18 protein-coding genes and 1 tRNA gene are annotated in these 19,002 nt (G+C 69.6%); 14 read left to right on the top strand and 5 right to left on the bottom strand.

Annotated features, from left to right (window positions below):
- Positions 1-37 precede the first annotated feature (37 nt).
- Genes FFS20_RS06715 through FFS20_RS06690 form a run of 6 tightly spaced genes read left to right on the top strand, consistent with a single transcriptional unit; the run spans position 38 to position 6,390 of the window.
- Positions 38-1,507 (top strand): fumarylacetoacetate hydrolase family protein, encoded by a 1,470-nt coding sequence (locus FFS20_RS06715; RefSeq protein ID WP_137825146.1) that lies wholly within the window; start codon positions 38-40, stop codon positions 1,505-1,507.
- On the top strand, positions 1,489-2,193 hold the full coding sequence (locus FFS20_RS06710; RefSeq protein ID WP_249356711.1) for a GntR family transcriptional regulator: 705 nt from the start codon (positions 1,489-1,491) through the stop codon (positions 2,191-2,193). The genes FFS20_RS06715 and FFS20_RS06710 overlap by 19 nt, the downstream gene beginning before the upstream one ends.
- Positions 2,190-3,695, top strand: coding sequence for a 5-carboxymethyl-2-hydroxymuconate semialdehyde dehydrogenase (gene hpaE, locus FFS20_RS06705; protein ID WP_137825145.1), 1,506 nt, complete (start codon positions 2,190-2,192; stop codon positions 3,693-3,695). The genes FFS20_RS06710 and hpaE overlap by 4 nt, the downstream gene beginning before the upstream one ends.
- An 11-nt stretch (positions 3,696-3,706) precedes the next feature.
- The gene (gene hpaD / locus FFS20_RS06700) at positions 3,707-4,819 is read left to right on the top strand and encodes a 3,4-dihydroxyphenylacetate 2,3-dioxygenase (RefSeq protein WP_137825144.1); all 1,113 of its coding nucleotides are present in this window, start codon (positions 3,707-3,709) and stop codon (positions 4,817-4,819) included.
- A gap of 9 nt (positions 4,820-4,828) precedes the next feature.
- Complete coding sequence (locus tag FFS20_RS06695; protein WP_137825143.1) at positions 4,829-5,614, top strand: fumarylacetoacetate hydrolase family protein; 786 nt, start codon at positions 4,829-4,831, stop codon at positions 5,612-5,614.
- Positions 5,599-6,390 carry an HpcH/HpaI aldolase/citrate lyase family protein gene (locus FFS20_RS06690; RefSeq protein WP_137825142.1) on the top strand — a complete coding sequence of 264 codons (792 nt, stop codon included), beginning with the start codon at positions 5,599-5,601 and terminating at the stop codon, positions 6,388-6,390. The genes FFS20_RS06695 and FFS20_RS06690 overlap by 16 nt, the downstream gene beginning before the upstream one ends.
- A gap of 1 nt (position 6,391) precedes the next feature.
- On the opposite strand, the gene FFS20_RS06685 is transcribed toward FFS20_RS06690, so the two are convergent.
- Positions 6,392-6,832, bottom strand: coding sequence for a DUF6194 family protein (locus FFS20_RS06685; protein ID WP_137825141.1), 441 nt, complete (start codon positions 6,830-6,832; stop codon positions 6,392-6,394).
- Positions 6,833-6,890: 58 nt separating this feature from the next.
- Here FFS20_RS06685 and FFS20_RS06680 point away from each other — a divergent pair, with 58 nt between their 5' ends.
- Complete coding sequence (locus tag FFS20_RS06680) at positions 6,891-7,580, top strand: MerR family transcriptional regulator (RefSeq protein ID WP_137825140.1); 690 nt, start codon at positions 6,891-6,893, stop codon at positions 7,578-7,580.
- On the opposite strand, the gene FFS20_RS06675 is transcribed toward FFS20_RS06680, so the two are convergent.
- On the bottom strand, positions 7,558-9,429 hold the full coding sequence (locus tag FFS20_RS06675) for an LPXTG cell wall anchor domain-containing protein (protein WP_137825139.1): 1,872 nt from the start codon (positions 9,427-9,429) through the stop codon (positions 7,558-7,560). The two genes, FFS20_RS06680 and FFS20_RS06675, sit on opposite strands and share 23 nt — an antisense overlap.
- Positions 9,430-9,918: 489 nt before the next feature.
- Between FFS20_RS06675 and FFS20_RS06670 the strand changes: the two genes are divergently transcribed.
- Entirely contained in the window at positions 9,919-11,403 is a 1,485-nt protein-coding gene (locus FFS20_RS06670; protein ID WP_249356710.1) for a PrsW family glutamic-type intramembrane protease, read from the top strand.
- A complete protein-coding gene (locus FFS20_RS06665) occupies positions 11,400-12,590 on the top strand; it encodes a MarP family serine protease (protein ID WP_171007018.1) in 1,191 nt (396 codons plus the stop codon). Before FFS20_RS06670 ends, FFS20_RS06665 begins: the two co-directional genes overlap by 4 nt.
- 30 nt (positions 12,591-12,620) lie before the next feature.
- Here the strand turns inward: FFS20_RS06665 and FFS20_RS06660 are convergent, their stop codons facing one another.
- The 3 genes from FFS20_RS06660 to upp all read right to left on the bottom strand — a co-directional run bounded on the left by FFS20_RS06660 (position 12,621) and on the right by upp (position 15,286).
- The gene (locus FFS20_RS06660; protein ID WP_137825138.1) at positions 12,621-13,562 is read right to left on the bottom strand and encodes an endonuclease/exonuclease/phosphatase family protein; all 942 of its coding nucleotides are present in this window, start codon (positions 13,560-13,562) and stop codon (positions 12,621-12,623) included.
- A gap of 88 nt (positions 13,563-13,650) precedes the next feature.
- Positions 13,651-14,412 (bottom strand): winged helix-turn-helix domain-containing protein, encoded by a 762-nt coding sequence (locus tag FFS20_RS06655; RefSeq protein ID WP_137825137.1) that lies wholly within the window; start codon positions 14,410-14,412, stop codon positions 13,651-13,653.
- A 235-nt stretch (positions 14,413-14,647) separates the two neighbouring features.
- A complete protein-coding gene (upp, locus tag FFS20_RS06650) occupies positions 14,648-15,286 on the bottom strand; it encodes a uracil phosphoribosyltransferase (RefSeq protein ID WP_137825136.1) in 639 nt (212 codons plus the stop codon).
- 60 nt (positions 15,287-15,346) lie between these two features.
- Between upp and FFS20_RS06645 the strand changes: the two genes are divergently transcribed.
- The 5 genes from FFS20_RS06645 to FFS20_RS06625 form a co-directional block, all read left to right on the top strand.
- Positions 15,347-15,904, top strand: a complete 558-nt coding sequence (locus FFS20_RS06645) for a tRNA adenosine deaminase-associated protein (RefSeq protein ID WP_137825135.1) — start codon at positions 15,347-15,349, stop codon at positions 15,902-15,904.
- A gap of 59 nt (positions 15,905-15,963) precedes the next feature.
- Positions 15,964-16,401 (top strand): nucleoside deaminase, encoded by a 438-nt coding sequence (locus FFS20_RS06640; RefSeq protein WP_137825134.1) that lies wholly within the window; start codon positions 15,964-15,966, stop codon positions 16,399-16,401.
- 58 nt (positions 16,402-16,459) lie between these two features.
- Positions 16,460-16,550, top strand: a tRNA-Ser gene (locus FFS20_RS06635).
- Positions 16,551-16,800: 250 nt separating this feature from the next.
- Positions 16,801-18,282: an NCS2 family permease gene (locus FFS20_RS06630; RefSeq protein ID WP_137825133.1), complete on the top strand. Its 1,482-nt coding sequence runs from the start codon at positions 16,801-16,803 to the stop codon at positions 18,280-18,282.
- A gap of 193 nt (positions 18,283-18,475) precedes the next feature.
- The coding region (locus FFS20_RS06625; protein WP_137825132.1) for a 2Fe-2S iron-sulfur cluster-binding protein at positions 18,476-19,002 on the top strand (527 nt) is incomplete at its 3' end.

Below are 19,002 nucleotides of genomic sequence, written 5' to 3'. Positions count from 1 at the left end.
CGATTCAATCAATCAACGACGAGAGAACGAGGTTTCGATGTCGACTGCAGTGCCCTCCCGCCCCGGCAAGATCATCGCCGTCCACGTGGCGTACGAGTCCCGTTCGGCCCAGCGCGGCAAGCGCCCCGCCGCACCCTCGTACTTCCTCAAGGCCTCGAGCTCGGTCGCCCCGAGCGGAGCGACGATCGAGCGCCCCGCCGGCACGAAGCTGCTCGCGTTCGAAGGCGAGATCGCCGTCGTCATCGGCAGCCCCGCCCATCGGGTCACCGCGCATGAGGCGTGGGATCACGTCGCCGGCGTCACCGCCTCCAACGACTTCGGTCTCTACGACCTCAAGACCCCCGACAAGGGGTCGAACGTGCGCTCGAAGAGCCGCGACGGCTACACCCCGCTGGGTCCGAACCTCATCCCCGCCGCCGAGGTCGACCCGCAGGAGCTGACGATCCGGACGTGGGTCAACGGCTCCCTCGTCCAGGACGACGGCACCGGCCCCGACCAGCTCATCTTCCCGCTCACCCAGATCATCGCCGACCTCAGCCAGCACTTCACGCTCGAGTCCGGGGACGTCATCCTCACCGGCACCCCGGCCGGGTCGACCGTCGTTGCCCCCGGCGATGTCGTCGAGGTCGAGGTCACCGGCGCCTCCTCGGCGTCGGGGGAGCAGCTGAGCTCGGGGCGCCTGCGCACCGAGGTCGTCGAGGGTCCCGGCGACTTCGACGCAGCGCTCGGCAGCACTCCGGCCGTCACCGAGGCGCTCGCCGCCGATGCGTGGGGCTCCCGCGAGGAGGCCGGCCTCCCGCCCGAGGACGACGGATCCCTGCCCGCTGGGCTGCGCGAGAAGCTGGAGAAGGCGCCGACCGCGGGCCTGTCCGCGCAGCTGCGCGCCCGCGGCCTCAACAACGTCGTCATCGACGGGGTCCGTCCGCTGAAGCCGGGCACGACGCTCGTCGGGGTCGCCAAGACCCTGCGCTTCGTCCCCAACCGGGAGGACCTCTTCAAATCCCACGGGGGAGGCTACAACGCGCAGAAGCGCGCCTTCGACTCCCTCAAGCCCGGTGAGGTCATCGTCATCGAGGCCCGCGGCGAGTCCGGATCGGGCACGCTCGGTGACATCCTCGCCCTCCGGGCGAAGTCCCTCGGCGCCGCCGGGGTCGTCACCGACGGGGGCGTCCGCGACGCTGCGGAGGTGGCCGGCATCCTCCCGGTGTTCGCGACCGCGAAGAACCCCGCGGTGCTCGGCCGCAAGCACGTGCCGTGGGAGTCCGATGTCGCCGTGGCCTGCGGCAACGCCACCGTCCTGCCCGGCGATGTGATCGTCGGCGACGACGACGGGGTCATCGTCATCCCGCGTGACCTCGCCGAGGAGGTCGTCGACGCAGCGCTGGAGAAAGAGACCGAGGACGGCTGGGTCGCCGATCAGGTCGCCGCCGGCAACCCCGTCGACGGTCTCTTCCCGCCGACCGGTGAGTGGAAGGCGAAGTTCGAGGAATGGAAGAGCTCACGATGACCGCCGAGGCCGCCCCGCTCGGCCAGCGTCTGAGCAAGGCCGAGCTCGCGTACAACTGGATCCGCGAGCGCATCGGGGACCACACGTTCGACGCCGGTGACAAGCTCGTGCTCTCGCAGATCGCCGTCGACCTCGACACCTCCGTCGTGCCCGTGCGGGAGGCGATCCGCAGGCTCGAAGCCGACGGTCTCGTCACCTTCGAACGCAACGTCGGGGCGCGGGTGGCGATGGTCGACCACGGGTCGTACGTCCAGTCGATGGAGGCCGTCGCGATCCTCGAGGGCGCGGCGACGGCGCAGGCGCTCACCCACATCACCGACGGTGACCTCGCCGCCGCCGAGGCGCTCAACGAGCAGATGCTCGCCCTGCTCGACGACTTCGACCCGGTCGAGTTCACGCGGCTCAACCACGAGTTCCATGCCGCGCTCTTCGCCCGCTGCCCCAACGATCGCCTCCGCACGCTCGTCGGCGTCGAATGGGACCGGCTCGCGCACCTGCGCAACTCGACGTTCTCCTTCGTTCCCGAACGCGCGCGGGAATCCGTCGACGAGCACTCCCGGATCATCGCGCTCATCCGGGCGGCCGCCTCGGCGGATGAGGTCGAACGCGTCGTCCGCGCCCACCGCACCGCCACCCTGCACAGCTACCAAGAAGCCACCACAGCAACAGAGAGGGACAAGTCATGACTGCGTCCACCAGTGCTCCCGCCAACCTGCCGGAGAAGATTCGCCACTACATCGACGGCGAGTTCGTCGACTCCCTCGACGGCGACGAGTTCGACGTCATCAATCCTGTGACGAACCAGCCCTACATCAAGGCCGCCTCGGGCAAGAAGGCCGACATCGATCGCGCCGTCGCCGCGGCGAAGAAGGCCTTCGAAGAGGGTCCGTGGCCGACGATGCTCCCGCGCGAACGGGCCCGCGTGCTCAACCGCATCGCCGACATCGTCGAGTCCCGCGAGGACGAGCTCGCGGCCATGGAGTCCTACGACTCCGGGCTGCCGATCACCCAGGCCAAGGGCCAGGCCCGCCGGGCAGCGGAGAACTTCCGCTTCTTCGCCGACCTCATCGTCGCCCAGACCGACGATGCCTACAAGGTGCCCGGACGGCAGGCCAACTACGTCAACCGCAAGCCCAAGGGCGTGGCCGGGCTCATCACCCCGTGGAACACCCCGTTCATGCTCGAATCGTGGAAGCTCGGCCCGGCGCTGGCGACCGGCAACACCGTCGTGCTCAAGCCCGCCGAGTTCACCCCGCTCTCGGCGTCTCTGTGGCCGGGCATCTTCGAAGAGGCCGGCCTGCCCACGGGCGTGTTCAACATGGTCAACGGCTTCGGCGAAGAGGGCTTCGCCGGCGATTCCCTCGTCAAGCACCCCGACGTGCCGCTCATCTCCTTCACCGGTGAGTCCTCGACCGGTCAGGCGATCTTCGCCAACGCCGCCCCGTGGCTCAAGGGCCTGTCGATGGAGCTCGGCGGGAAGTCCCCGGCCGTCGTCTTCGCCGACGCGGACCTCGACGCCGCCGTCAACGCGACGATCTTCGGGGTCTTCTCCCTCAACGGGGAGCGCTGCACCGCCGGGTCGCGCATCCTCGTCGAGGACTCGATCTACGACGAGTTCGTCGAGCGCTACGCCGCCCAGGCGAAGCGGGTCAAGGTCGGTCTGCCCTCGGACCCCGACACCGAGGTGGCCGCCCTCGTCCACCCCGAGCACTACGAGAAGGTCATGTCCTACGTCGAGCTCGGCAAGGAGGAGGGCCGCCTCGTCGCCGGCGGCGGACGCCCCGAGGGCTTCGAGGACGGCAACTTCGTCCAGCCCACCGTCTTCGCCGACGTCACCCCCGATGCGCGCATCTACCAGGAGGAGATCTTCGGCCCCGTCGTCGCGATCACGAAGTTCTCCTCCGACGAGGAGGCGCTCGAGCTCGCCAACGACACGAAGTACGGGCTCGCCGCGTACATCTGGACCTCGGACCTCAAGCGCGCCCACAACTTCGCGCAGGCCGTCGAATCCGGCATGGTGTGGCTGAACTCGAACAACGTCCGTGACCTGCGCACCCCCTTCGGCGGCGTCAAGGCCTCGGGCCTCGGCCACGAGGGCGGTTACCGCTCGATCGACTTCTACACCGACCAGCAGGCCGTGCACATCAACCTCGGCGAGGTCCACAATCCCGTCTTCGGGAAGCAGTGAGAGGAAAACCCATGTCCGACCCCATCACCACCCCCACCGTTCCCGCGCCCGACGTCGTGCGCTGCGCGTACATGGAGATCGTCGTCACCGATCTCCAGGCCTCCCGCGACTTCTACGTCGACGTCCTCGACCTGCAGGTCACCTGGGAGGACGAGAACTCCGTCTACCTGCGGTCGATGGAGGAGTTCATCCACCACAACCTCGTCCTCCGCAAGGGACCCGTGCCCGCGGTCGCCGCGTTCTCGTTCCGGGTCCGCAGCCCGGAGGAGGTCGACGCCGCCGAGGCGTTCTACCGTGAGCTCGGCTGCCCCGTCGAGCGGCGCAAGGACGGCTTCGTCCGCGGCATCGGCGACTCCGTGCGCGTGCAGGATCCGCTCGGCTTCCCCTACGAGTTCTTCTACGACGTCGACCACGTCGAGCGCCTGGCCTGGCGCTACGACCTCTACTCGCCCGGTGCGCTCGTCCGCCTCGACCACTTCAACCAGGTCACCCCGGACGTGCCGCGCGCCGTGAACTACATGGAGGACCTCGGCTTCCGCGTCACCGAGGACATCCAGGACGACGAGGGCACCGTCTACGCGGCGTGGATGCGCCGCAAGCCCACCGTCCACGACACCGCGATGACCGGCGGCGACGGACCGCGCATGCACCACGTCGCGTTCGCCACCCACGAGAAGCACAACATCCTCGCGATCTGCGACAAGCTCGGCGCGCTGCGGATGTCCGACTCGATCGAGCGGGGACCCGGCCGGCACGGGGTGTCGAACGCCTTCTACCTCTACCTGCGCGATCCCGACGGGCACCGCATCGAGATCTACACCCAGGACTACTACACCGGCGACCCCGACAACCCGCGGGTGACGTGGGACGTCCACGACAACCAGCGTCGTGACTGGTGGGGCAACCCGGTCGTGCCCTCGTGGTACACCGACGCCTCGACGGTCCTCGACCTCGAGGGCAACCCCGTCCCGCTCACCGCCCGCACCGACGACTCCGAGCTGGAGGTGACGATCGGCGCCGACGGGTTCTCCTACACGCGCCGGGAGGACGCCGAATCCGACTTCGGAGCCCGCTCGGGCGCCGAGGACGGCGAAGAGGAATTCAAGCTCGGCCACCAGCTCTGAGGAGGGGACATGCTCGAAGACGCCGTCATCGAGGGCATCGCCGATGAGCTCGCGGAAGCGGAGAGGACGCGGTCGAAGATCGGTCTGCTCACCGCCGCCCACCCGGACATGACCGTCGAGGACTCGTACGCGGTCCAGCGGGAGTGGCGCCGGCGCGGCGAGGCCGCGGGACGGCGGATGGTCGGGCACAAGATCGGTCTGACGTCGAAGCCGATGCAGCAGGCCACCGGCATCACCGAACCCGACTACGGGACGATCTTCGCCGACCAGGTCTACGAGACCGGTGCGGTCATCGACCACGCGCAGTACTCGGGAGTCCGCATCGAGGTCGAGCTCGCGTTCGTCCTCGGTGCCGACCTCACCGGTCCCGACGTCACGCTCATCGACGTGCTCCGGGCGACCGAGTACGTCGTCCCGGCGCTCGAGGTCCTCTCCTCGCGCATCGAGATGGAGGGGCGCACGATCGTCGACACGATCTCCGACAATGCGGCCCTCGGCGCGATGGTCCTCGGCGGTCGGCCGGTGGCCGTCGACGCCGTCGACCTGCGCTGGGTGTCCGCCCTGCTCTACCGCAACGAGACGATCGAGGATTCCGGTGTCGCCGCTGCCGTCCTCGACCATCCGGGCCGCGGCATCGCGTGGCTGGCGAACAAGCTCGCCGACCACGGGGAGAGCCTGCGGGCGGGCGAGACCGTGCTCGCCGGCTCGTTCACGCGACCGATGTGGGTCCACCCCGGCGACACCGTCCACGCCGACTACGGAGAACTGGGAGTCATCACATGCCGTTTCGCCTAGACCTGCCGCCGACGTTCGCCGACCGGCTCCGCGGGCGCACCGACGGTGACCACCTCGCGGGGATGTGGGTGAGCTCGGGGTCGCCCGTGGCCGCTGAGATCGCCGCGTCCTCCGGGCTCGACTGGGTGCTCATCGACGGTGAGCACTCGCCGATCGGGCTCGAGACGACGACCCGCCTGCTCCAGGCGATGAACGGCTATCCGGCCACCCCCGTCGTCCGCGTTCCCGTGTGCGATCGGGTGCTCATCAAGCAGCACCTCGACCTCGGCGCCCAGAACCTCCTCGTGCCGATGGTCGACACCGTCGCCGACGCCGAGGAGGCGGCCCGGGCCGTGCGCTACCCGCCTGCCGGGGTCCGCGGGGTCGGCTCCGCCCTGGCGCGGGCGTCGCGCTGGAACACCGTGCCCGACTATCTCACCCGGGCGGCCGAGCTCGTGTCCCTGACCGTGCAGATCGAGTCGGCCACGGCCGTGGAGAACGCCGCGGCGATCGCCGCCGTCGACGGCGTCGACGCCGTCTTCGTCGGGCCCTCCGACCTCGCCGCCTCGATGGGGCTGCTCGGTCAGCAGACGCACCCCGATGTCACCGCGGCGGTGCGCGCGACCTTCGAGGCGGTGCGCGCGGCGGGCAAACCCGTCGGCGTCAACGCCTTCGACCCGGTGCAGGCGCGGGCCTACCTCGATGCGGGGGCGTCCTTCGTCCTCGTCGGCGCCGATGTCAGCCTGCTCGTCGCCGGTGCCCGCCGCTGGGCTGAGGAGTGGTCCGGCCGGGACTGAGTCAGCGGCGATCCCACCGGTGCTTCGCCTCTCGGTGAGCGGCGTCGAGGAGTTCGACGACCGCTGCCGTCGTGCGCTGACCGGGAGTCACGACGGCGATCCATCCCTGCCTGCCGTAGAGCGGGTGGGGGAGGAGCGTGTCGGTCGCTGCGAAGTCCCAGTCGCCGCCGTCGCCGAGGAGGCGCCTGGCGCGGTCCCGACCGATGTGGATGTTGACCCTCCACCGGTCGGGACCTTGCAGCTGTGACGCCGTGTCGTCGGGATAGTCCTTCGTCACGACCGTGGCGTAGGGCTGGACTCGGTGGGGGATCACGCCGTCCGGGGCGTAGTAGAAGTAGTGATCGCCCCACGAGATCTCGGGGTACGGGCCGCCGGCAGAGGGGGCCACTTCGAGCACTCCGTCGAACGTGCGAATCGTCTCAAGCAGATCGTGCATACTCATGGGTGAAGTGTGTCCTTGAAGTGCTTATGTCGGGTTTGCGAGGTCGAATGGGGTGACCATGGACAGACCGCTCTCCACCGCCGAGGTGGCCGAGATCTCGGGGTGCTCCGTCCAGCAGGTGCGTCGCCTCGAGACGATCGGGGTGATCCCAGCGGCTGAGCGCCGGCCCAACGGCTACCGGACCTTCACCGAGGTTCACCTGCGCGCGCTCGGTGCCTACCGGCTTCTTGCGGCAGCGATCGGACCGGTCGACGCCGCCGCGCTGATGATGCGGCGCGACCGGACATCTGAGGTGGACATCGCCGCGGCACTGGGCGAGCACGCCGCGTCACTCGACGCCGAGCGGAAGCAGGTGCTCGCAGCTCGAGACGCCCTCCTCACAGTGGCAGCGGACACGGGCGGCGAGGATCCGATGACCATCACCGAGCTCTCTCAGGCACTGGGGGTGCCGGCGTCGACGCTGCGGTTCTGGGAGTCCGAGGGCCTCATCGACCCCGAGCGGGTCGTTTCCGGCGGTGTCCGGGCCCGTCTCTATCGGAGTCTCGCGATCCGTGATGCGAGGATCACCGCCGCCCTTCGCGCCGGGGGCTACCGGATCCCCGAGGTGCGTCAGGCACTGGGCGCCCTCCGCGACCTCGGCGATGCCGGGGCATCCCTGACCGCGCTGGACGAGCGCACCGCCTCGATCGAGGCTCGCCTCCGCGACCTCTTCCGCGCCGGTGGCCTCATCGTCTCCGCCGACCGGTGACGAGCAGCGTCGCCGCTCCCACCCCGATGAGGACGATGCCGGCGCCGATGAGCATGCCGTGGCCGGCCGCTCCCGTGCGCGGCAGCTCTGAGGCTGGCCCTGGGGCCTGAGGCCGGTCTGCGACCGGAGTCGGAGGCGCGGGTTCCTCCGGAGGCGCGGGTTCCTCCGGCGGCGCCGGCTGCTCCGGCGGCGAGGGCGCGGTCGGGGGAGGACTCGCGGTGCCCTCCGCCACCCGTTCCACGGTCTCGGCGGGGATGCCCCATTCGCTCGTCCAGCCCCGGTGGACGTCGTCCTCGGCGATCGTCGTCACGAACGTCACCCAGCCGACGGGCATGTCGATCGGCTCCGTGCTCACCGTCGCGCTGCCCTCCTGATCGGCGACGACGGTGATGTCCTGGGCGGCGATCTCGGTGCCCGACGGCGTCGCCGACTGCTCCGGTTCGTCGTCGGTGCGATAGGCCGTGACCGTCAGCCTCGCCTCGGCGCCAGGCCGCAGCCCGCTCACCGCGACCTCGTCGCTGACGGTGTCGCCGTCGAGCCGGGCCTGCGTCTGCGCCGTCGGGGTCCACGGGGTGAAGCCCGTCTCCTTCGGCTGGCCGTGGATGCCCGTCCACTCCCTCGTCGAGTCGTCGGCGGCGATCGTCTCGGTGAAGTACACCCACCCGCGGAAGTCCGCGGGGATCCGGATGCCGGGGGACTCGTGGGTGCCGTTGCCGACATCCTTCGAGGTCACGGATCCGACCACCTCGGCGTCGTCGTTCCGCTTCCCCACCTCCGGCTTCGACGTCGTCGCCCACAGCTCATGGACGACGTCGACGGTGTGGTCGCCGATGAGACCGGACACGGTGAACGTGTCGGTGACCGTGTCCCCGGGGGAGGGGTTGACCTCCGAGATCTCCGTGACCACCCGCGGCTGCGAGGTGAGGTCGACCTCGGCGGAGTCGGTGAGCGTGACGGGTTCGCCCGGCGTGATGACCCGCTGCACCCGGGTGCCCGACGTCGGCTCCCAGAGGGCGACGGTGTCCGGGGCGACGCTCGCCGAGGCGCTCACCCTCACCGTGCCCGGACCCTCGGCGGTCAGCGTCGTCGTCGCCGGAGCCGTCCCGCTCGTCAGACTCGCCGGGCCATCGGCGCCGGTGACCTCGAGCGTGATCGGCACATCGGGCACCGCGGTCCCCGACGCCGTCGTCAGGGCGGCGGTGAGCGTGACCCGGTTCGTCGTCGGGAACGACGGCGTCGGGTCTGCGGGGGCGCGAGCGAAGTCGCCCTCGTTCGCGGCATAGGGTTCGAGGACGGGGATGTCGAGGACCGGCTCGAGCGCGACGGTCAGCGTGTAGGGTCCCGCCAGCCTCGTCGCCTCGGCCGTGATCGCCTCGTACTGCTCGGCGGCCCCCTCGAACGCCGCACCGAGTTCGCCCGGCTCCTGCGGCGGGACCGTGTGATCGTGGTCGATGCGCTCATCGGCCCGGGCGATCGCGCTCAGCGCCGCCTGCACATCGGGATCCGGCGAATCCGCGTACGTTGCCAGGGCCCACGCCGTGACCGGTGCCGTGACCTCCTGCGCCGTCGCGTCGGCGAAGTACTCCGGCAGCGGCGACTGCTTTCCCGCGTCGATGCAGTACGCGAACGTGTCGGGGAACGTCCGATACGCCCCGTACCAGGTCTTCCCCTCGGGCGCTTCGTGCCAGATTCCGGGACCGTAGGCGTCGGCGCTGCTGAGCATCGGCACCTCGCCGAGCTCGGCCGTCGCCCCGTGCGCGGGCCCGGGGGAGAGCCCGGCGCACGAGAGGACGGCGACGATGAGGAGGACGAGGGCGGATCGGGGCGTGAGTCGTCTGCGAGTTTTCATGCCCCGATTGGACGCCGCACGACAGAGTCCTGACCAGACCCCGGCAAGCCCCTGTGGAAACCGGTGCCGGCGTCCACAGGAGAACGAGCGCGAGCGGACAAGTCACGTTCACAGTTGGGGACACGAGTCGGCGGCGCGGCAGGATGCGGCCCGCGGGCTCCTCGCCCCGCGGAACCGGGCGGCGACCACGGCCCGGCCGCCCCGCCTCGGCGCCGGGAATCCACAGTCAGATGCACGCAAGTGGCCGGTGTCGGCTGTTGCTGAACGGACACGTCGCTTTAGGGTGCGTGTCAGTGTTCGACCGTAGACTGATGGGGCAGTCAACGCTCTGAACAGCGGCTTCGAGCGCCCCATGGAGAAGGACGGACTATGTCGGAACAGGTCGGCCCAAGACAGGCGGGCCCGAACCAGGGCCCCGGCCCGCACGGGAACCCGCAGCCCGGACCGCGGCAGGCGATGGGCCCGCAGCAGTTCCCGGGACGGCCGCCCATGGCAGGGCCACCCGGGTTCGTCCGGCCTCCCCAGGTCGATCCGCGGCGCAGCGATGAGCGCTTCCGCCCGCGTCCGCAGGAGGAGCAGACCCGACGACCGCAGCAGCGCCGCGGCGATCCTGCCGGTCGACCCGTCTATCCCGGCCCCCCGGTCCACCACGGACGGCCGGTCGACTCGCAGCCGGGGATCCCGCACCCGGGGCAGGGGCCCCGCCGAGTCTACGAACAGCCGCGCTTCGCCCCGACCGTGACACAGGAGATGCGGGTGCGCGCGTCCATGCAGACCCCCGATCACCGGGTGTCGGAGACCCCGTGGACGGGAGCGGTCCGCCGCACTCAGCCGCCCGAGGAACCCGGATCGACGACGAACGTCATCCGCCTCGCGATCGCGATCTTCGCGGTGTGCGCCCTCGTCTTCGGCCTCCTCGTCATGGCCGTCGCCGGCGGCTTCCAGTTCGGGGCCAGGCTCTTCGCCCTCATCGGGCTCTCGGCGATCCCGCTCGTCGCGATCATCGCCTACGTCCTGTGGCTCGACCGATGGAAGCCGCAGCCGAAGATCCTCCTCGGCCTCTGCCTCCTCTGGGGTGCGGTCGCCTCGGTCATCCTCACCCTCTTCGTCTCCCTCGTCAGCGAGGTCGCCCTCTTCCTCGTCGGGGTCGGCGGGATGCCCGACGTCTTCGCCACCGTCGTGCAGGCCCCGATCGTCGAGGAGACGATGAAGACCTCGCTCCTCGTCGTCCTCGTCCTCGCCGCCCGCCGGCACTTCGAAGGCCCCCTCGACGGCCTCGTCTACGGTGCCCTCATCGGCGCGGGCTTCGCCTTCACCGAGAACGTCCTCTACCTCGGCACCGCGTGGCAGGAGAGCACCTCGGGGCTGTGGATCACCTTCGTCCTCCGCTGCCTGTGCTCGCCGCTGCTCCACACCGCGTTCTCGAGCTGGGCGGGGGTGACGATCGGCTTCGCCGCCCGCAAATGGCCGTGGTGGGCCGTCGTCCTCATGTGGCTGCCCGGACTCTTCATCGGCATGTGCCTCCACGCGATCTGGAACGGGTCGATGACCGGTCTCCAGCTCATCAGCCCGATCGCCCAGATCGTCGGACTCATCGTCCTGAGCTTCATCCTCACGACCTGCTGGGTCGTCCTCGGGCTGCTGCTGCGCCGCAGCGAGCGCCTCCACACGCTCAACATGCTCGGCGACTACGCGAACTCCGGGTGGCTCTCCCACGCCGAGGCGGACATGCTCGGCACGTGGAAGGGCCGGAAGTACGGCCGCCGGTGGGCTGGTTCGTTCCCCGGCGGCAAGGCGGAGATGGCGACGATGATCCGGCTCGCCGGGAAGCTGTCGACGACGCGCATGCGCCTGCTCGCCGGCATCGGCGGCAGCCGTGAGAAGGAGATCGAGAACTTCGAGCTCCGCGAATTCGCCGGTGCCCGCGACCGGCTGCTGTCCGCCTCCCGCGCCGAGGCGAAGGCCGTGTCGTGATCATCGTCGACATCATCATCGTCCTCCTCGGCATCGGCGCCCTCTTCGCCGGGTTCCGGCAGGGCTTCGTCGTCGGGCTGTGCACGGTCGTCGGCTTCGTCGTCGGATGGATCGCCGGACGACTGCTCTCCCCGCTCGTCGAGAACCTCTCCGCCGGCACCTCGGCGATGGGCAATCCCGGCGTCGTCGCGCTGCTCGCGGCGATGCCGCTCGTGCTCAGCGTCCTCTTCGCCTTCGCCGGCAACGGGATCGGCACGTGGATCAAACGCGCCATGGACTCCGAGCTCGGACGGGGCATCGACGCGATCGGGGGCACCGTGACCGCCGGCGTCGTCTACGTCCTCGTCGTCTGGCTCGCCGCCGGCTTCATCCGCGCCACCCCGCTGGTGGGGCCCAACCAGTGGGTCGCCGATTCCGGGGTCATCGCCGCGATCGACCGGACGATCCCGTACTCCTCGCAGAGCGCGCTCGGCGATCTCGCCTCGACCCTGCGCGCCACGGGCTTCCCGCAGGTCTTCTCCGGGCAGACCGAGGAGATCCGCGGGGTCGGCGAACCCGACGCCGACATGGTCGAGGTCGGTCGCAGCGTTGAGGAGTCGGTCGTGAAGATCACGACCACGACGACGACGTGTCGGGCCGGCTCCGAGGGCTCCGGCTTCGTCTACGACGACGGCCTCGTGGCGACGAACGCCCACGTCATCGCCGGATCGACGAGTCTCGCCGTCCAGGTCGGCGGGACCGGGCGCCCCTATTCCGCCGAGGTCGTCGAATTCGATCCGGAAGCCGACGTCGCCGTCCTCCGGGTCCCCGAACTCGATGCTCCCGCCCTCGAGTTCGGCAGTCCGCTCGGACCCGGGGACGACTCCGTCGTCGTCGGATTCCCCGCCAACGGGCCCTACACGATCTCCCCGACCCGCGTGCGCGAGCAGATCAACGCCCGCGGCCTCGACATCTACGACCAGAGCAGCGTCGTGCGTGACGTCTACTCGCTGCGCGGCATCGTCCGCGAGGGCAATTCCGGGGGACCGCTCATCGACTCCGGCGGCAACGTCGTCGGCATGGTCTTCGCCCGCTCGGCCACGGATGAGGAGACCGGCTACGCGCTCACCCGCGCCGAGATCCGCGACGAACTCCAGGCCGGCGTGGCGAACACGACCCCGGTGCCGACGGGACAGTGCACGAGCTGAGCCCGCGCGCCGGTGAGGCGAGATCGAGTCTCAGGCGAGATCGAGTCCGGCGATGACCGCGCGGTGGTCGCTCGTGCCCTCGCCGAGGACCCTGTCCGAGGTCGCGGTGAACCCGCGGTAGAGGATGTGGTCGAGGCGGGTGACGGGGAACCGCGCCGGCCACGTGAAGCCGAAGCCCCCGCGCGCCTCGACGCGGGTGTCCTTGAGCGGCGGGACGAGCTCGTCGAAGTTCCGGTCCGTCGAGGCGGTGTTGAAGTCGCCGGCGACGATGATCTGCTCCGCGTCATCGCCCTCGATGACGGTCGAGAGACGGCGCAGGGCTGCGTTGCGCATCCCCTCCTGGCCAGGCCTCACCGAGGGCATGTGGACGGCGTAGAACCTGATGTCGCCGTGATCGGTGGCGATCGTCGTCGCGAAGGCCCGCGGCCACTGCAGCCCGAGGTCGATCTCCTCCGGCGTCGACATCGGCCACTTCGACCACACCCCGAGGGTGTCGACGACCTCCGAGTGGGCGAACGAGGCGTTGAGCTCGTCCTGGATGATCTGCCCGGACAAAGACGCGAGCTCCTGCATCGTGACGATGTCGGGATCGGCGGCGACGATGTTCTGCGCCGTGGCCGTCGGCTCCGGCAGCCTGGCCCCGACGTTCTGCGTGGCGACGGTGAGGTCCGGGGTGCCGGCATCGCGGCCCGGCAGGAGCGGTCCGCCGAACATCACGCCCCACACGAGCGCGGGGACGAGCACGCCGATGACCGAGAGCACGGAGAACCGGAAGAGCATCGTGAGCAGGACGAGCCCGATGATCAGCCCCGTCCACGGCAGGACGCTCTCGACGAGCAGGGCGATGCCGCCGCGGGCGGGCACCAGCTCGTGGAGGACGAGGAACGCGGCGTAGAGAAGGCCGACGACGAGTGCGGTGATGCCCTTCGCGGACTTCCGTGCGCGCCCGGGCCTGGGATATGCCTGATTCATCGATTAGGAATCTTAACCGCGAACCCTGGCCTCCTGCTGGGCGGGTCGTGCGACGTGCGTCTCAGTGCTCGTTCACCGATGGGCCGGCTCACCGATGGGCGGTGGCCGACCACACGGTGACGTCGGGATGTGTGTCGTAGCGGTATCCGGCGCCGCGCATCGTGCGGATGACCGAGGAGTGCTCGCCGAGGCGGCGGCGCAGACGGCGGATGTGGACGTCGACGGTGCGCTCGTCCGGTTCCTCGGCCCCCGACCACACGGCGGCGATGAGGGCCTCGCGCGGCAGCGTCTCATCGGCATGGGAGACGAGGGTGGCGAGGAGGTCGAACTCCTTCGTCGTGACATCGACGAGATCGCCGTCGATGCGGACCTCGCGGCGCGGGATGTCGATGCGCAGACGCTCGGCGGGACCGGCCTCGGTCTCGCGCAGGGCCGGCGGATGGATGCGGTTGGGAATGCGCGAGCGCACCGGGCCATGGGTGCCGGCCGGGGTTCCCGACGCGGCGGGGGAGCCGTTGGCGACGGCGCGCACGGCGTCGATGTCGCTGCCGCGGCCCTCCGGGGCCAGGGCGATGACGGCCTGGGTCTCGGCCTGGGAGGCGAGCTCCTTCGCGTACGCCTGGAGCTCACCGGCGATCGCGGAGAGATTCGTGCCGTCCGCGGCGGCCTTCGACTCGTCGAGGCCGATGTAGACGATGATGCCGCGCGCCGCCTTCGGCGAGGGCACGACCCCGGAGGGCCCAAAGGTGTGCGGCGGGTTCTGCGGGTCCACGGCGCTCAGCCTGGCTCCGGCGCGGCGCACGGCGACGGCGCTGCGGGGGTGGACGTAGTTCGGTTCGGGATTCGGCATGTCTGTCCTCTGGGTGATGCGATGGAGTCCGCTGCGCGACGTGTCTGCACTCGTTCGCAGCCGGACAGCGGAAGGGCGATCACCGACGACGAACGCAGGGCATACACATCGATGCCGTGCGCATTCGCGCTTCGTGATTCGCAGAGGTCATGCCTTCATTATTCGTCACACGCGTCCGCCCGGGCAAAGGATCGCCGGGTTCTGAGACGAATGTGACGGTTTGTGACGAATCCGCTCAGTCGACGATGCCGTACATCCGGTCGCCGGCGTCGCCGAGGCCGGGCACGATGTAGCCGAGCTCGTTGAGGCGCTCGTCGAGGGCCGCGGTGTAGATCTCGACGTTCGCCGAGGCCCCGTAGTCGCGTTCGATGCGCTCGACGCCCTCCGGTGCGGAGACGAGGCAGACGGCGGTGACGTCGCGGGCACCGCGGGCCAGGAGGAAGTCGATGGCCATCGCCAGCGTCCCCCCGGTGGCGAGCATCGGGTCGACGACGAAGATCTGCCGCCCGCTGAGGTCATCGGGAAGGCGATCGGCGTACGCGGTCGGCTCGAAGGTCTCCTCGTCGCGGACCATCCCGAGGAAGCCCACCTCGGCGGTGGGGAGGATGCGCAGCATCCCGTCGAGCATGCCGAGGCCCGCCCGCAGGATCGGGACGACGACGGGACGGGGTTCGGCCATCCGGGTCCCGGTGAACGTCGCCACCGGGGTCGTGACCGCGCGGTCCTCGACGGCCAGGGACCTGGTCGCCTCGTAGGCGAGCAGCATGACGAGCTCCTCGGTGAGCTGCCGGAAGCGCGCGGAGTCGGTGTTCTCATCTCGGAGAACGCTGAGCTTGTGGGCGATGAGGGGGTGGTCGGCTACGTGAAGGCGCATACTCAGATGGTACGGGAATCGGCTGTGGTGAAAGCCGGGGGAAGAGGCCACAATGGAGTCATGTCCTACTTCACTGAGATCCTTGCCGAGTCGAGCGACGGATTCCGCGCTCTCGATGTCGACGTCCGCGACGCCACGGACCTCGACAGCCTTGTCGACATGATGCGGAGTGCGGGAACCGACGACGGAGAGGCCGTGGCCGTCATCGAACACGAGGACGAATGGTTCGGACTCGTCCGCCTCGCCGCGGACAACGAGGTCAAGGTCTTCATCTCGGATCTCGGCGCCGTCGAGCTCAGCCCGTTCGCCGAGATCTTCGCCGACTACCTCGACTCCCCGGACGACGCGTACGAAGCCGAACCGGAGGAGGAGTTCGGGCTCGACGAGGAGGAGCCGGACGCCGATGACGAGGACGACGACGTCGAGGACGAGGTCGAGATGCTCGACTTCGACGGCGACGGCGAATGGGGCGGCGACGCCGACATCTTCGCCGACCGCGGACTCGCCCCTGCCGACCTCATCGAGCAGGTCGAGAAGTACCCCTCGGATCCGGCGCGCGTCGTCGCCCACGTCGGGGAGACCGTCGGCTTCGCCGATCAGCTCGAGGCCGCCCGCTGAGCCACGTCACCCGTGCCGATGAGCTCGGCTTCGGCGGGCATGCCCACTTCTCCGCGTGGATGGCCCTCGCCCTCGCCGAGGCCGCCCGGGCGCCCGCGCACGACGACGTTCCCGTCGGGGCCGTCGTCCTCGACCCCGACGGGCGGGTCATCGGGACCGGCCACAACCGGCGGGAGGTCGATGAGGATCCGCTCGGCCATGCCGAGCTCCTGGCCCTGCGGCAGGCCGCCGCGACGACCGGGCGGTGGCGCCTCGACGGGTGCACTCTCGTCGTCACCCTCGAGCCGTGCGCGATGTGCGCCGGGGCGCTCATCGGCGCCCGGGTCGCGCGCCTCGTCTTCGGCGCCTTCGACGAGAAGGCCGGAGCTGTCGGATCGGTGTGGGACCTGCCGCGCGATCGGGCGGCCCTCCACCACCCCGAGGTCTACTCCGGAGTGCAGGAGAGCGCAGCGGCGGCCCTGCTCACCGACTTCTTCACCGCCAGGCGGGGGACGTGACCGCACTCACCCCGATCCGATTTGGCCCGCTCCCGGCACCGACTGTATTGTTGTCGGCGGTGGCGTGTCCGAGCGGCCGAAGGTGCAACACTCGAAATGTTGTGTACGGTAACCCCGTACCGTGGGTTCAAATCCCACCGCCACCGCCAATGAAAACCCCTGGTCAGCCGGGGGTTTTCGTGTGTCCGGGCCGGTCACGGCCGGGGTCTCGAATGGGTTGCACTTCGCCTGTGACGATTGACACACCGACCGTGAGACGCGAGACTGTCGGGATGAAATAGAAATACTTTTCCGCATCATGGAAGGGTGTTTCTCTTTCATTGCGCACGTTCAAGGCGCAGGACTGCGACGACGATGTCGCAGTCGACCAAATCGAACATTGTGAGGTGGTCCATGACAATGGCAGACAAAGAAGTGTCGGACGATGACCAGCGGCAGGACACGGACGCCGCCGCCCGCAGTTCAGGCGCACTGGACAGATTCTTCGAGATAACCAAGCGCGGTTCCTCGGTCAAGCAGGAGATCCGCGGAGGCATCGTCGCCTTCGTCGCGATGGCCTACATCGTCGTGCTCAACCCGCTCATCCTCGGCGGCTCCGCCGACGTCGCCGGCGGCACGCTCGACTTCGCCCAGCTCACGGCCGTCACCGGGCTCGTCGCGGGACTCATCACGATCCTCTTCGGCGTCGTCGCCCGGCTGCCGTTCGCGCTCGCCGCCGGCCTGGGGATGAACAGCTTCCTCGCCGTCTCCGTCGTCCAGGAGGTGACCTGGGCCGAGGCGATGGGGCTCGTCATCATCAACGGCATCATCATCGTCCTCCTCGGCGCCACCGGCATCCGCACGGCGATCTTCAACGCGGTTCCCCACGCGCTCAAGATCGCCATCACCGTCGGCATCGGCCTCTTCATCGCGTTCATCGGGTTCGTCAACTCCGGATTCGTCACCCGCACCCCGGCCGGTCCGCCCGTCCAGCTGGGACAGGACGGGTCGATCACCTCGCTGCCGACGCTCGTGTTCATCGGCGCCCTCATCCTCATCGGCGTCCTCGTCGCGAGGAAGGTGCCCGGCGGCATCCTCATCGGCATGATCGTCGCGACGATCGCCGCGATCATCATCCAGGCGTTCGCGAAGCTCGGCACCGTCGGCGACCCGGTCAACCCCGACCCGGCCGGCTGGAACCTCAGTGCCCCGCAGCTGCCCGACCAGATCGTCGCGCTGCCCGACTTCGGGCTCATCGGCGCGTTCGACCTCTTCGGGGCCTTCGAGCGCATCGGCGTGCTCGCTGCGACGATGCTCGTCTTCACCCTCGTGTTCACGAACTTCTTCGATGCGATGGGCACGATGACGGGTCTGGCCCGCAGCGCGGGACTCCAGACGAAGGACGGCATGTTCCCCCGCATCCGCAGCGCGTTCGTCATCGAGGGCCTCGGCGCCGTCGCCGGCGGTGGCGCGTCCGCCTCGTCGAACACGGTGTTCGTCGACTCCGCCGCCGGCATCGCCGAAGGCGCGAGAACCGGACTGGCAGCGATCGTCACCGGCGTGCTCTTCCTCCTCTCGATGTTCTTCGCCCCGCTCATCGGCGTCATCCCGATGGAGGCCGGAGCCGCCGCCCTCGTCGTCGTCGGCGCCATGATGGTCACGCAGATCCGGGAGATCGACCTCAGCGACTTCCGCACCTCGCTGCCGGTCTTCCTCACCATGGTGACGATGCCGCTGACCTACTCGATCGCCAACGGCATCGGCGTCGGCTTCATCTCGTGGGCCCTCATCCACGCGTTCAGCCGTCGCGGACAGCACGTCCACTGGCTGCTGTGGATCGTCTCGGCCGGATTCGTCCTCTACTTCGTTCGCGGTCCCATTTCGGCTATCTTGGGAGGATGAGCACTGTGACGGAGCACACCGCGTGGGGGAAAGGGCAGATCGCCCACGGCGACTGACGCCCGCGGGGCGATGATGCCCCGCCGACCGCTCTCCGCTGCTGTTCGCATGGATAACCAGAAGTCTCGGAGAGCCAGCGCAACTGTTCCAACCATGCACTGTGCGCCTCCTCGCTGAGGCGCAGGAGGTGAGTGCGATGTCAGCGTCGACCACGGAACGCCCGGCCTGTCGGATCTCGGTCAACGGCACCGATCACGATTTCGACGGCCCCACCCATACCAATGCCCTCGACTTCCTCCGCGGCGAGGGCCTGACCGCAGCCAAGGAAGGCTGCGCGGAAGGCGAATGCGGAGCCTGCGCGATCCTCATCGCGCGACCCGACGGCGACGGCACGACCCGCTGGACGTCGGTGAATTCCTGTCTCCTGCCGGCCGCGGCCCTCGACGGCCAGGAGGTCATCACGGCCGAGGGACTCTCGGCCGGTGACCACATCCACCCCGTCGCCGAGGAGATGGCCGTGCGCGGGGGATCCCAGTGCGGCTACTGCACACCCGGCTTCATCTGCTCGATGGCCGCCGAATACTACCGCCCCGGACGGGAGGAGTTCGATCTCCACGCGCTCTCGGGCAACCTCTGCCGCTGCACCGGATACCGTCCGATCAAGGACGCCGCACAGGCCCTCGGCACGCCAGAGGCCACCGACGCCCTGGCCGCCCGGATGAC

Origin of the sequence: Brevibacterium sp. 2SA (genome assembly GCF_005502845.1) — a bacterium.
In the GTDB taxonomy this organism is placed as follows: domain Bacteria; phylum Actinomycetota; class Actinomycetes; order Actinomycetales; family Brevibacteriaceae; genus Brevibacterium.
The sequence above is the reverse complement of the archived record's forward strand: the minus strand, read 5'-3'. Positions and strand labels throughout refer to the sequence as shown.